General features: G+C 69.5%; 13 protein-coding genes. 5 read left to right on the plus strand and 8 right to left on the minus strand.

The features are described 5' to 3' along the window. Positions 1-28 precede the first annotated feature (28 nt). The 3 genes from htpX to def all read right to left on the minus strand — a co-directional run bounded on the left by htpX (position 29) and on the right by def (position 2428). Positions 29-883: a zinc metalloprotease HtpX gene (gene htpX / locus EV683_RS02385; RefSeq protein ID WP_131861709.1), complete on the minus strand. Its 855-nt coding sequence runs from the start codon at positions 881-883 to the stop codon at positions 29-31. Positions 884-939: 56 nt separating this feature from the next. Further along, complete coding sequence (fmt, locus tag EV683_RS02390; protein ID WP_131861711.1) at positions 940-1860, minus strand: methionyl-tRNA formyltransferase; 921 nt, start codon at positions 1858-1860, stop codon at positions 940-942. 64 nt (positions 1861-1924) lie between these two features. Further along, complete coding sequence (gene def / locus EV683_RS02395; protein WP_066609957.1) at positions 1925-2428, minus strand: peptide deformylase; 504 nt, start codon at positions 2426-2428, stop codon at positions 1925-1927. Between the two features lie 129 nt (positions 2429-2557). Between def and EV683_RS02400 the strand changes: the two genes are divergently transcribed. From EV683_RS02400 to EV683_RS02420, 5 genes are all read left to right on the plus strand, one after another. Beyond that, positions 2558-3598 (plus strand): LysM peptidoglycan-binding domain-containing protein, encoded by a 1041-nt coding sequence (locus EV683_RS02400; protein ID WP_066609959.1) that lies wholly within the window; start codon positions 2558-2560, stop codon positions 3596-3598. Further along, positions 3598-4710 carry a DNA-processing protein DprA gene (gene dprA / locus EV683_RS02405; protein WP_131861712.1) on the plus strand — a complete coding sequence of 371 codons (1113 nt, stop codon included), beginning with the start codon at positions 3598-3600 and terminating at the stop codon, positions 4708-4710. The genes EV683_RS02400 and dprA overlap by 1 nt, the downstream gene beginning before the upstream one ends. Before the next feature lie 28 nt (positions 4711-4738). Beyond that, positions 4739-5197: a Smg family protein gene (locus tag EV683_RS02410; RefSeq protein ID WP_066609970.1), complete on the plus strand. Its 459-nt coding sequence runs from the start codon at positions 4739-4741 to the stop codon at positions 5195-5197. Between the two features lie 170 nt (positions 5198-5367). After that, a complete protein-coding gene (gene topA, locus EV683_RS02415) occupies positions 5368-7665 on the plus strand; it encodes a type I DNA topoisomerase (protein ID WP_131861714.1) in 2298 nt (765 codons plus the stop codon). 260 nt (positions 7666-7925) lie between these two features. After that, positions 7926-8360 carry a hypothetical protein gene (locus EV683_RS02420; protein WP_243694703.1) on the plus strand — a complete coding sequence of 145 codons (435 nt, stop codon included), beginning with the start codon at positions 7926-7928 and terminating at the stop codon, positions 8358-8360. A 143-nt stretch (positions 8361-8503) separates the two neighbouring features. On the opposite strand, the gene EV683_RS02425 is transcribed toward EV683_RS02420, so the two are convergent. The 5 genes from EV683_RS02425 to EV683_RS02445 all read right to left on the minus strand — a co-directional run bounded on the left by EV683_RS02425 (position 8504) and on the right by EV683_RS02445 (position 13361). Then, positions 8504-8884, minus strand: coding sequence for a diacylglycerol kinase (locus EV683_RS02425; RefSeq protein WP_066609978.1), 381 nt, complete (start codon positions 8882-8884; stop codon positions 8504-8506). Continuing rightward, positions 8881-9897: an FAD:protein FMN transferase gene (locus tag EV683_RS02430; protein WP_066609983.1), complete on the minus strand. Its 1017-nt coding sequence runs from the start codon at positions 9895-9897 to the stop codon at positions 8881-8883. The genes EV683_RS02425 and EV683_RS02430 overlap by 4 nt, the downstream gene beginning before the upstream one ends. 98 nt (positions 9898-9995) lie before the next feature. Continuing rightward, on the minus strand, positions 9996-10946 hold the full coding sequence (gene gshB, locus EV683_RS02435; RefSeq protein ID WP_131861716.1) for a glutathione synthase: 951 nt from the start codon (positions 10944-10946) through the stop codon (positions 9996-9998). Between the two features lie 92 nt (positions 10947-11038). After that, positions 11039-12322 (minus strand): glutamate--cysteine ligase, encoded by a 1284-nt coding sequence (gene gshA, locus EV683_RS02440; RefSeq protein ID WP_131861718.1) that lies wholly within the window; start codon positions 12320-12322, stop codon positions 11039-11041. 58 nt (positions 12323-12380) lie between these two features. Then, on the minus strand, positions 12381-13361 hold the full coding sequence (locus EV683_RS02445) for a carbohydrate kinase family protein (RefSeq protein ID WP_131861720.1): 981 nt from the start codon (positions 13359-13361) through the stop codon (positions 12381-12383). Between the last annotated feature and the right edge of the window lie 138 nt (positions 13362-13499).

Genomic DNA, 13499 nt, shown 5'->3' on the forward strand with positions numbered 1-13499 from the left:
TCCCTATCTAAAAGAGGTTGGCCGAGGCTCAGGCGCGGCCGGCGGCGAGCGCCTGCAGGCGCGCGATGCGCTCCTCGGTGTGCGGGTGGGTGCGGAACAGGCCGGAGACGCCGCCGCCGGACAGCGGGTTGATGATCATCATCTGCGCGGTCTCCGGGTGCGCCTCGGCCGCGTACATCGGCAGGCCCTGCGCGTAGCGCTCGATCTTGTAGAGCGCGTTGGCCAGCGCCAGCGGGTCGCCCGAGATCTCGGCGCCGCCGCGGTCGGCCTCGAATTCGCGCGCGCGCGAGATCGCCATCTGGATCAGCGTCGCCGCCAGCGGGGCGAGGAGCGCGACCAGGATGCCGGCGATCGGGTTGACCGGGTGGCCTTCTTCGTCGCGGCCGCCGAAGAACACCGCGAAGTTCGCCAGCGCCGAGATCGCGCCGGCCATGGTCGCCGAGATGGTCGAGATCAGCGTGTCGCGGTGCTTTACGTGCGCCAGCTCGTGCGCCATCACGCCCCTGAGCTCGCGGTAGTCGAGCAGGCGCATGATGCCGGTGGTCGCCGCGACCGCGGCGTTCTCCGGGTTGCGGCCGGTGGCGAAGGCGTTCGGCTGGTCCTCGTGGATCACGTAGACGCGCGGCATCGGCATGTTCGCGCGCTGCGCGAGCTCGGCGACCATGTGGTAGAGCTCGGGCGCGCTGTGGGCGTCGACCTCCTGCGCGTTGTACATGCGCAGCACCATCTTGTCCGAGTTCCAGTAGGCCCAGACGTTCATCGCGCCGCCGAACAGCAGCGCCAGCAGCATGCCGACCTTGCCGCCGATCATCGCGCCTATGGTGCCGAACAGCGCGACGATAGCCGCCATCAGCAGCGTGGTCTTGAACCAGTTGTTGCTCATCGTTCGCTTCCCGTGTGGTTACAGTCTGTTACGAAATGGCGTGCCACTTTGGAATTTCAAGCCCCGAGCAAAGTTCCCGCCGCCAGCGCGCGGCCGGCGACGAAGTCGCGCGCCGTCAGCCGCTTGCCGCCCGGCGCCTGCAGCTCGGTGACGCGCACCGCGCCCTGCCCGGCGGCGACCACGACGCCGGCCGCGTCGGCGGCGAGCACCCGCCCCGGCTCGCCGTCGCCGGCCTCGGCGCTGGCCTGCCACAGCTTGAGCGGCTGGCCGGCCAGCGTGGTGAACGCGCCCGGCACCGGGTTGAAGGCGCGGATGCGGCGCGCGATCGCGTCGGCGTCCTGCGTCCAGTCGATGGCGCCCTCGGCCTTGGTCAGCTTCTTGGCGTAGGTCGCGCCGTCCTCGGGCTGCGGCACGGGCACGAGCGCGGGAAGCTCGGCCAGCGCGGCGACGATCGCCTCGGCGCCGGCCTCGGCCAGCTTGTCGTGCAGCGTGCCGCCGGTGTCGCCCGCGTCGATCGCGACGCGGCGGGTCAGCAGCATGTCGCCGGTGTCGAGTCCGGCGTCCATTTGCATGATGACGACGCCGGTTTCCGCGTCGCCGGCCTCGATCGCGCGCTGGATCGGCGCGGCGCCGCGCCAGCGCGGCAGCAGCGAGGCGTGGATGTTCAGGCAGCCCCTGGCCGGGATGTCGAGCACCGCCGGCGGCAGGATCAGGCCGTAGGCGGCCACGATCATCGCGTCGGCCGCGACCTCGGCCAACATCGCCTGCGCCTCGGGCGTCCTGAGCGACAGCGGCTGCTCGACCCTGAGGCCGTGCTCGAGCGCCAGCGCCTTGACCGGGCTCGGCGTCAGTTTCATGCCGCGGCCGGCGGGGCGGTCCGGCTGGGTCAGCACCAGCGCGATCTCGTGACCGGCGGCGATCAGCGCGGCGAGCGCGCGGGCGGCGAAGTCGGGGGTTCCGGCAAAAATCAGTTTCATCGGGCGCTATCGTCAAGAAAGCTTGGCCGAGCGTGGGGCTCGGCCAAGCTTGGGGGGAGGGCCATTACAGCGTGTTTTTTTCGCGTTTTCTGAGCTTGGTCCGGATGCGGTCCTGCTTCAGCTGCGACAGGTACTCGACGAAGACCTTGCCGTCGAGGTGGTCGATCTCGTGCTGGATGCAGATCGCCAGCAGGCCGTCGGCCTCGATCTCGAACGGCTGGCCGTCGCGGTCCAGCGCGCGCACCCGCACCCACTCGGAGCGGTGCACCTTGTCGTAGATGCCGGGCACCGACAGGCAGCCCTCCTCGTAGACGGTGTCGCCGCGGCGCTCGACGATTTCCGGGTTGACGAAGGCGGTCAGGCCGCTCTTGTCCTCGGACACGTCGATGACGACCAGGCGCTCGTGCACGTTGACCTGGGTGGCCGCCAGGCCGATGCCGCGCGCCTCGTACATGGTCTCGGCCATGTCGTCGATCAGCGTGCGGATGCGGTCGTCGACCGCGGAGATCGGTTTGGCCACGGTGTGCAGCCGCTCGTCGGGGTAGTGCAGGATATTCAGCAATGCCATCTTGCCGGTTCACTCCAAGTAGTCGTAGTCGAGCGCAGCGACCGCCATTAGACTATGCGGATTGCAAGTCTGCCCGTCGGGGCGATAACGACGCGCTTTCGCGTCGCATCATTTGGGTCACTTTCAGCCATGCGTAAGACAATTATATCGCTGCTCGCCGCTCTCGGGCTCGCCGCACCGGCGATCGCCGACACCCTGACGCTCCGACCGGACGCCCCGTCGCGTTACGTCGTGGTCCGCGGCGATACGCTGTGGGGGATTTCGGGGCGCTACCTGAAAAGTCCGTGGCAGTGGCCGCGGCTGTGGCAGATGAACCGCGACGAGGTCAGCAACCCGCACCTGATCTATCCGGGCGAGGTGTTGCGGCTCGACTACGTGAACGGCCAGCCGCGCCTGTCGCGCGAGGGCGGCACACGCACCGTGAAGCTGTCGCCGCGCGTGCGGCTCGAGGACGCCGACCGCGCGCTGCCGAGCATCCCGTCGCGGCTGATCGAACCGTTCCTGAAGCGGCCGCTGGTGATCGACGCGGCCCAGTTCGCGCGCGCGCCGCGCCTGATCGCCGGCCCCGACGAGCGGGTGGTGCTGGGCAGCGGCGACAAGGCCTACGCGGCCGGGCTGACCGAGGGCGGCGTCTGGCAAGCCTACCGCGCCGGCACGCCGCTGGTCGACCCGGATACGCGCGAAACGCTCGGCTTGGAGGCGGTCTACGGCGGCGACCTCGAGGTGCTCGACCTCGGCCGGCCCGGCGAGGCGCAGACCCTGCGTGTCGGCACGGTCAGCGAGGAAATCCAGGTCGGCGACCGACTCGTGCAGGCGCCGAAGGACACCTTCGTCAACTACGCGCCGCGCGCGCCGGAAGGCGACATCCGCGGCAAGGTGATCGCCGTCTACAACGGCGTCGCCGAAGCCGGCCAGTACCAGAACCTGGTGGTCAACCGCGGCCGTCGCGACGGCGTCGAGGTCGGCCACGTGTTCGCGGTGTTCAAGAAGGGCGGCGCGGTGCGGGTCGCCGGCGTCGACGGCGGCCAGGCCGAAACGCTGCGCCTGCCGACCGAAGTCGCCGGCACGCTGTTCGTCTACCGCGTGTTCGACCGCGTCGCCTACGCGCTGGTGATGCAAAGCCCGGTCGCGATCAACGTCGGCGACGCCTTCGGCCCGCCGCGCGACTGATGGACGTCGAACGCCGTGCCTGGCTGACGCTGGCGCTCACGCCCGGGCTCGGCCCGGTCGGCCTGTTGAAGCTGATCGCCGCCTTCGGCTCGGCCAACGCCGCCGCCGGCGCGCGCCGCGCGCAGCTGGCGCCGCATATCGGCGAGGCGGCCGCCGCCGCGCTGATGGCCGGCGAGGCGAACGCCGCGGTCGAGGCGGCCGAAGCGTGGCTCGCCGCGACGCCCGGCGCCTTCCTCTTGACGCTGCTCGACGCCGACTATCCGGCCGAGCTGGCCGAGACGCACGGCCCGCCGCCCTTGCTGTTCGGGCGCGGCCGCCGTGAGCTGCTCGGCTGCGCCAAGCTCGCCGTGGTCGGCAGCCGCAACGCCACGCCGCAGGGACTCGACAACGCGCGGGTGTTCGCGCGCGAACTGGCCAAGGCAGGCTACACCATCGTTTCGGGCTTGGCGGCCGGCATCGACGCCGCCGCGCACGAAGGCGCGCTGGCCGCGCCGGCCTCGACCATCGCGGTGATCGGCACCGGCATCGACCGCATCTACCCGGCGCGCAACCGCGAGCTGGGCCTCAAGTTGGCCGAGGCCGGGCTGATCCTGTCCGAATTCCCGCTCGGCGCCGGCGCGCTCGCGCACCACTTCCCGCGCCGCAACCGCGTGATCGCCGGGCTGGCGCGCGGCTGCCTGGTGGTCGAGGCGAGCGTCGACTCCGGCTCGCTGATCACCGCGCGGCTCGCCGCCGAGAACGGCCGCGAGGTGCTGGCGATCCCCGGTTCGATCCACAACCCGCTCGCGCGCGGCTGCCACCGGCTGATCAAGGACGGCGCCAAGCTGGTCGAGACGGTCGACGACGTGTTGGCCGAGGTGGGGCGGCCGGCACGGTCCGCGCCGCCGCCGCGCGAGGCCATCGACGCCGCGCCGGCGCGGGAGGACGCGCCGCAGCCGGCGGGTGCGGGCTGCGCGCTGCTGGCGGCGATGGGCTACGACCCGGTCGACGTCGACACGCTGACCGACCGGCTCAAGTTGACGGCTGGGGAGGTTTACGCGATGCTTCTGGAGCTTGAGCTGGAAGGACGCGTCGCGGGCTTGCCCGGCGGCCGCTTCCAGCGCCTCTCCTGAATCCTCCCCGCGTATAGAAGCCTCCCCGATGTTTGACGTTCTCAGCTACCTGCTCGAGCAGTACAGCGACCTGGAAGCCTGCCCCGACCGCGAAGACCTGTCGCGCCGCCTCGCCGCGGCGGGTTTCGAGGCCGAGGAAATCGACGAGGCGCTCGACTGGGTCGAGCACCTGGACAGCGAAGCCGGCGACCTGTTCGCGGGCGCGAACGAGGCCAGCTCGCTGCGCGTCTACAGCGCGGGCGAGGTCGAGCACCTGCCGGTCGAGGTGCGCGGCCTGCTGCAGTTCCTCGAGGACAGCGGCGGGCTGACGCCGGCGCAGCGCGAGCTGGCGATCGACCGGCTGATGGCGCTGCCCGAGGAAGACATCGACGTCGACCTCGCCAAGCTGGTCGCGCTGATGGTGCTGTGGAGCCAGCAGAGCGAGCTGCCCATTCTGGTCGGCGAGGAGCTGCTCGCCGCCATCCACGGCGAGCCGACCATGCAGTGAGCGCGCGCGGCTCTTGAAAGCCGCCAGACCGCCTCGACTTGAGGCAGGAGGGGTGCGCTGATACCATCGCGCCCTTTCACCCAGCCCCAAGAGCGCCCCTTGCGCTCTTGTTTTGTTTGACGGATACAGGATGTGTCAGTCACCACGACGGAGCCCCAGCGGACGCGGACATGCCTTCGAGCCTTTTGATCGTTGAGTCGCCCTCCAAGGCGAAGACGCTGAAAAAATACCTGGGCGGGGACTTCGAAGTCCTCGCTTCCTACGGCCACGTGCGCGATCTGGTGCCCAAGAACGGCGCGGTCGACCCGGAAAAAGACTTCGCGATGAAGTACCAGCTGATCGCGAAGAACAGCAAGCACGTCGACGCGATCGTCAGCGCGGTGCGCGACGCCGAGCACATCTACCTCGCAACTGACCCGGACCGCGAAGGCGAGGCCATTTCCTGGCATCTGCTGCAGATCCTCGAGGGCAAGAAGCTGCTGAAGGGCAAGACCGCGCAGCGCGTCGTGTTCCACGAGATCACCAAGAACGCGGTGCTCGACGCGATCGGGCATCCGCGCGACATCTCGCAGCCCCTGGTCGACGCGCAGCAGGCGCGCCGCGCGCTCGACTACCTGGTCGGCTTCAACCTGTCGCCGCTGTTGTGGAAGAAGATTCGCCGCGGCCTGTCCGCCGGCCGTGTGCAGAGCCCGGCGCTGCGGCTGATCTGCGAGCGCGAGCTCGAGATCCGCGCCTTCGAGAGCCAGGAGTACTGGACCGTCCACCTCGCCAGCCACAAGGGCCGTACCAAGTTCTCGGCCAAGCTGACGCAGCTGGGCGGTCAGAAACTCGAGCAGTTCGACATCGCGACCGAAGCCGCGCAGCAGGACGTGCTGGCGCGCCTGGCGGGCCATCCGGCCGTGGTCGGTGCGATCGAGAAGAAGAAAAAGACCCGCAACCCGGCCGCGCCGTTCACGACCTCGACGCTGCAGCAGGAAGCGGTGCGCAAGCTCGGCATGACCACCGACCGCACCATGCGCACCGCGCAGCAGTTGTACGAGGGCATGGACGTCGGCCAGGGCACCGTCGGTCTGATCACCTATATGCGTACCGACTCGGTCGCGCTCGCCGCCGAGGCGGTGACCGAGATCCGCCACTACATCGAGAACACCTTCGACGCCGCGTCGTTGCCGAAAAACCCGGTCGCGTTCAAGAACAAGGCCAAGAACGCGCAGGAAGCCCACGAGGCGATCCGCCCGACCTCGATCTACCGCACGCCCGAGTCGGTCAAGCCCTTCCTGACCGCCGACCAGTTCAAGCTCTACGAGATGATCTGGAAGCGCACGCTGGCGTGCCAGATGGCGCCGGCCAAGTTCGACACCACCAGCGTCGACATCAACGTCGGCGACGGCGTGTTCCGCGCGACCGGCCAGGTGCTGGTGTTCGCCGGCTTCCTCGCCGTGTACGAGGAGGACGTCGACGACGCCGAGGACGAGGACAACGCCAAGCTGCCGCTGCTGGAAGAGGGCGAGACGCTGCCGGTCGACGCGATCACCGGCGAGCAGCACTTCACCCAGCCGCCGCCGCGCTTCTCCGAGGCCTCGCTCGTCAAGGCGCTCGAGGAATTCGGCATCGGCCGCCCGTCGACCTACGCGAGCATCATCTCGACGCTGAAGGACCGCGAGTACGTAGTGCTCGACAAGAAGCGCTTCCTGCCGACCGACACCGGCGAGATCGTCAACAAGTTCCTGACCGAGCACTTCGGCCAGTACGTCGACTACCACTTCACCGCCAAGCTCGAGGATCAGCTCGACGACATCGCCAGCGGCGGCCGCCCGTGGGTGCCGGTGATGGACAGCTTCTGGAAGGGCTTTTCCAAGCAGCTGGCCGAGAAGGAGGGCATCTCGCGCGCCGAGATCACCACCGAGAGCCTCGACGAAGCGTGTCCGAAGTGCAGCAAGCCCTTGCAGATTAAGTTCGGCAAGCGTGGCCGCTTCATCGCCTGCACCGGCTACCCGGACTGCGACTACACGCGCAACATCGGCGAGACCGCCGAGAGCGCGGCGGCCGACGAGCCGACCGTGGTCGAGGGGCGCAGCTGCCCCGAGTGCGGCGGCGAGCTGCACATCAAGAAGGGCCGCTACGGCAAGTTCATCGGTTGCGCGAACTATCCGAAGTGCAAGCACATCGAGCCCCTGGAGAAGCCGCGCGACACCGGCGTCGCCTGCCCGGAGTGCAAGACGGGTTCGCTGATCGAGCGCAAGAGCCGCTACGGCAAGCTGTTCTACAGCTGCAACACCTATCCGAAGTGCAAGTACGCGACCTGGAACCCGCCGGTGGCCGAGCCATGCCCGAAGTGCCACTGGCCGATCCTGACGATCAAGACCACCAAGCGCCGCGGCACCGAGAAGGTCTGCCCGCAGAAGGAGTGTGGCTATAGCGAGGTGATCGCGCCGCCGGAGGGCAAGGAGGAGAAGATCGCGGAGTAAGAGCCGCGACCGCTAGCGACGACGGCGCCTGCGGGCGCCGTTCTTGCGTTTGGCGACGGCAAATGATTGGCGACAAGGGTTCGCCCTTGTCTGCGTCGCAGTTTACCCGAAATGAATCGCCAAATAATAAACTTTATGCTGGAAAATCCCTCGGTCGGGTTTATAGTGAACACTGTAAAGGGTGTGGTTGGCCCTGATCGAGAAGCCAGGTTAGGCCTGGCGATTACGGTACCGCGACGGAACCGGAATGCCACTTCGGCATGAAGCGCCGCCTGAACTGGGCGGCGTTTTTATTTCTTCATGAATCGCCGAAAATGAAGCCCAACAGCAGTTTCCTTTTCACCGGCGGTTCGGTGTTGGCGGCGATCGCCTTCATCAGTGAAGCATGGCCCTTGCTGTTGCTGGCGCTGTTCGTGTTGTTTCTCGGCCTGATCCGGGCCGATCGCGAGCAGCTGGCCGGTCTGGACGCACGCGCGACCGAGATGTTCCTGGCGCGCTGCGACATGCCCCTCCTGCCGCTGGACGGTTTCGCGGGGGAAGGCTTGATCGGCTACCGCGCAGGCTACCCGGTGTATCGGGTGCTCAAAAGCCGCGACGCGCGCTGGCAGTTGCTGGGCCCGGACGACGAGGTCAAGGTCGTTGGCAATGCGATCCGGGTGTGTCCCGGCTTGATCTACCGTCGTCTCGAAGACTGAGCACCGAACGCAGCCGGTGAAAACGCCCCGCCATCGTGCGGGGCGTTTCTCGTTGTGCCCCGCTTTACCATCGACACGGCGCGTTTTCGCCGATGGCCGCCGCCGGGCCGGCCCCGTCCAAGCCGCACCGCGTGCCGAGCGGCTCAGCCCAGCAGCACCAGCCCCCACATCGCCGCCAGGTTCAGCAGGCCGAGCAGCTGCGCGGCGCTGCCCATGTCCTTGGCGCGCTTGGCCAGCGGGTGGCGCGCGAGCGAGGTGTGGTCGACCGCCGCCTCGATCGCCGAGTTCAGCAGTTCGATGATCAGCGTCGCCAGGCTGCTGGCGACCAGCAGTGCGCGCGCGACCTTGTCGACCGGCAAGAAGCAGGCTAGCGGGATCAGGATCAGCGCCAGCACGGTCAGCTGGCGGAAGGCGTCCTCGTGCCGGAATGCGGCTTTCAGGCCGTCGAGCGAGTAGCCGAAGGCCTTGATCAGGCGATTCAGACCGGTTTTGCCCTTGAACGGGCTTTCTTCTTGGGGTGTCATGGCGTGTCGTTCAGTGTGTGGATGGCGGCGGGGCGTGGCGGCAGCCACGCGAGGCGGGCGGCGAGCGCGGCGCTGAGCCAGACCGCGCCGCGGCCGTCGACCAGCAGTACGTCGCGCACGCCGAAGCGGCGCGCGTAGTGCAGCGCCCGCGCCGGGCCGGCGAAGTAGACCGGCTTGCTCGCCGCGTCGGAGATCGCGCCGGCGCGGGCGCCGGGTGGTGCGACGACGGTCGCGGCCTGCAGCGCGCAGTCGGTGCCGCCGTCGCGCGGGTCGATCAGGTGGCAGTGACGCCGTCCGGCCAATTCGAAGTAGCGCTGGTAGTCGCCGCTGGTGCCGACGGCCTCGCCGTCCTCGAGCGCCAGCGTCGCCATCGCGCCGGCGCCGCGCGGCGCCATCAGGCCGACGGTCCAGCGTGCGCCGTCGGGCTTCCTGCCGACCGCCAGCACGTTGCCGCCGATGTTGACCAGCGCCGACGCGACGCCGGCCTGTTTCAGCGTGTCGCGTGCGCGGTCGAGCGCCCAGCCCTTGGCGATACCGCCGAAGTCGAGCTGGACCGCCGGGTTGGCCGAGGCGAGCGTATCGCCGGCAAGCGTCACGTCGCTCATGCGCGGTCTGGCGGCGACGAGCTCGGCCAACTTCGCCGGCGGCGGCGCGGCGGGCGCGTAAGTGTCGGCGTGAAAGCCCCACAGTTGCACCAGCGCGCCGATCGCCGGGTCGAACAGGCCGTCGGCGCGGCGCGCGTAGTCCTGCGACAGCGCGACCAGCTCGGCGATCTCGGGGCCGACGCGCGCCGGCCGGCCGGCGGCGAGCGCGGCGTTGACGGCGACCAGCGGGCTGCCGGCCTGCCATGGGTGCAGCGCGCGGTGCAGGTGGTCGAGGTCGGCGAGCACGAGGGCGGCGGCGCGGCGCGCGCTCGCCTCGGGCACGCCGGCGATGGCGAGCTCGACGCGGGTGCCGAAGGCGTAGCTCTCCTGTCGGTACGGTTCGGGCGCGCGCGAGCAGCCGGCGAGCATGGCGACGGCGGCGAGCAGGGCCAGGGTTGGCCGAGCCCCGCGCCGGCGCGCCGACGGCGTCGTCCGGGGGGCGGCTCGCGGCGCGGGTTGGCTGCGGCTTACGCCGTCTGGCCGCACGCGGCCTCCAGTGCGTCGACGAACAGGCCGGCGACGTCGATGCCGGTCTGGTCCATGATCTCGCGGAAGCAGGTCGGGCTGGTGACGTTGACCTCGGTCAGGTAGTCGCCGATCACGTCGAGGCCGGCGAACAGGATGCCGCGGCGCAGCAGCTCCGGGCCGAGCGCCTCGGCGATCTCGCGGTCGCGCGCCGAGAGCTCGCGCGCGACGCCGGTGCCGCCGGCGGCGAGGTTGCCGCGCGTCTCGCCGGCCAGCGGCACGCGCGCCAGGCACCAGTCGACCGGCTTGCCGCCGATCACGATCACGCGCTTGTCGCCGTCGCGGATCTCGGGGATGTAGCGCTGCGCCATCACGGTGCGGCTGCCGCGCCGGCTGATCGTTTCGATGATCACCGACAGGTTGGCGTCCTGCGGCGTGACGCGGAAGATGCTGTCGCCGCCCATGCTGTCCAGCGGCTTGAGGATCACGTCCTGGTGCTGGTTGACGAAGGCCCTCAGCCGCGCCGGCTCGGGCGAGACCAGCGTCGGCGCGGTGTAGTCGGCGAAGTTGAGGATGGCGAGCTTCTCGTTGAAGTCGCGCATCGCCTGGCCGCTGTTGAATACCTTCGCGCCCTGGGCCTCGGCCAGGGTCAAGAGCTGGGTCGCGTACAGGTATTCGAGGTCGAACGGCGGGTCCTTGCGCATCAGCACCGCGTCGAAGGCGAACAGCGGGTGGCGTTCGAGGTCGCCGCGGCGGAACCACTCGCTCTTGTCGCCGGTGAGGGTGACGCGCGCGACGTCGGCCATCACGCGGCCGCCCTCGATCGCCATCTGGCGGGCCTCGCAGGCGAACAGCGCGTGGCCGCGCTGCGCCGCCGCCTCCATCATGGCGAAGGTGGTGTCCTTGTAGGTTTTGAACTGCTCGAGCGGGTCGGCGATGATCAGGATGCGCATGGCGGTCTTTCGGGGCTGGCGTCGGGAACGGATTCTAGGGTAGCGCAAACGACGCCGCCCCGGCGGGCGGGGCGGCGGGGCAGGACGGCGGCTCAGGCCGCGTCCGGGTCGGTCGCCTCCAGTTCGAGCGCGGCGGCCAACAGCGCCAGCCGCGCGATCACGCCGTAGGCGTAGAAGCGGTTCGGCGGGCAGTCGGGCGTGCCCTTCTTGTCGGGCAGGCACGGCGACTCGAACGACAGCGGCACGAAGTGCATGCCCGGCGCGTTGAGGTTCTCGTGGATGCCGCGGCCGGTGTGCACGCGGTAGAAGCCGCCGACGACGAAGTGGTCGATCATGTAGACCACCGGCTCGGCGACCGCGTCGTCGACGCTCTCGAAGGTGTAGACGCCCTCCTGGACGATCACCTCGGAGACTTCCAGCCCTTCCTTGACCACCGCCATCTTGTTGCGCTGCTTGCGGTTCAGGCCGATCAGCTCCGCGCCCGACTTTACGCTCATCACGCCCATGCCGTAGGTACCGGCGTCGGCCTTGACGATCACGAACGGTTCCTGGTCGATGCCGTACTCGTCGTACTTGGCGCGGATCTTCGCGATCATCGCGTCGACGGTGGCGGCCAGCTCGTCCTCGCCCTGGCGGCTGTGGAAGTCGAGGCCCGCCACCTTGGTGAAGTAGGGGTTGATGAACCACGGGTCGATCGACAGCAGCCTGGCGAAGTCGGCGGCGACCTGGTCGTAGGCGGCGAAGAAGTGGGTCTTGCGGCGGACCGCCCAGCCGGCGTGCAAGGGCGGCAAGAGGTTCTGTTCGAGGTCGTCGAGGATGTCCGGCAGGCCAGCCGACAGGTCGTTGTTGAGCAGCACCATGCACGGGTTGAAGCCGTCGGCGAGCAGCACGCGCCGTCCCTGGCGGATCAGCGGCTCGACGGTGACGGTGTCGCCGTTGGCGGCGACGAGCTCGGTCGGGCCGGTGATCTCGGGGTTCAGCGAGCCGAGCCGAACCTTGAGGCCGGCCTGCTCGAAGATGTGTACCAGCGTCGCGACGTTCTGCAGGTAGTAGGCGTTGCGCGTGTGGTTTTCCGGGATCAGCAGGATGTTCTTCGCCTCCGGACAGACCTTCTCGACCGCAGCCATCGTCGCCTGCACCGACAGCGGCATGAAGTCGGGGTTCAGGTTGTTGAAGCCGCCGGGGAACAGGTTCATGTCGACCGGCGCGAGCTTGAAGCCGCTGTTGCGCAGGTCGACCGAGCCGTAGAACGGCGCGGCGTGCTGGTGCCACTGGCTGCGGAACCAGTGTTCGATCTGCGGCTGCGCCGCGAGGATGCGCGTTTCGAGCTCGAGCAGCGGGCCCTGCAGCGCGGTGGTGAGGTGGGGTACCGGCATGGCGATCCCTAGTGAGATGAAGGCAACTTGTTCATGGTGGGGGTTGGACGCGCGCTCTTCAACCCTCGCCGCATGACGTCCTCGTGTGCGCGTCGCCGCCGGGCCAGTCGCGGCCGTAGGCGCGCCGGTAGCGCGCGGCGAGCTCGGCGAGCTCGAAGGCGTGGTTCTGCGCGCCCGGCTGTTCGGCGACCAGCGCGCCCAACAGGCTGGCGATGCGGCCGGTGTCGGCCCACGGCAGGCCGCGCGCGAGGCCGTACAGGAGGCCGGCGCGGTAGGCGTCGCCGCAGCCGGCCGGGTCGACGAGCGGCGCCTCGAGCGGTGCGGCGGCTATCTCGAGAGCGTCGCCGCCGGCGTAGATGGTCGAGCCGGCTGCGCCGCGCGTGACGATCAGCGCGGTGACGCGGGCGGCGATCTCGGCCAGGCTCAGCCCGCTGCGCTCGATGAGCAGTTCCGATTCGTAGTCGTTGACGGTGACCCAGGCGGCCGCGTCGACCAGCGCGACGAGCTCGTCGCGCGAAAAGAGCGGCAACTCCTGGCCGGGGTCGAACACGAAGGGCACGCCCTGTCCGGCCAGCTCGCGCGCGAACCTGAGGCTGCCTTCGCGGCCGCTGGGCGCGACGATGGCGAGCGTCGGGCGAGCCGGCAGGTCGGCGACGCTCAAGTGCGCCGAGCGGTCCATCGCGCCGGGGTGGAAGGCGGTGATCTGGTTGCCGTCGGCGTCGCTGATGATGAAGCACTGCGCGGTGTAGGCGTCGTCGAAGGCGCGGATCGCGCCGGTATCGACGCCGTGGCGCTCCAGGTGCGCGCGGTAGGGCGCGAAGTCGGCGCCGACGGCGCCGAGCACCCGCGGCGTTTCGCCCATCAGCCCGAGCGAGTACGCGATGTTGCCGGCGCAGCCGCCCCATTCGCGCCGCATCGTCGGCGCGCGGAAGGCGGCGGATAGCTTGGACAGGTGTTCGGGCAGCAGGTGGCGGGCGAAACGGTCTTCGAAGCCGAGCAGCGTGTCGAAGGCCAGCGACCCGCAGACGAGAAGGCTCATGGCAATAGGATGGGCGGGCTAAGGGAACGATCGATGTTACCACGCGCGGAACCCGTCTCCGCGCGAGCCGGTCAAGCAGGGAGCGTGCGGGGCGGCAACGGGCCGCGGTCGCGCGCGGTCGTCCTACAATGGTGCACG

Origin of the sequence: Crenobacter luteus, assembly GCF_004345725.1 — a bacterium.
Lineage (GTDB): Bacteria > Pseudomonadota > Gammaproteobacteria > Burkholderiales > Chromobacteriaceae > Crenobacter > Crenobacter luteus.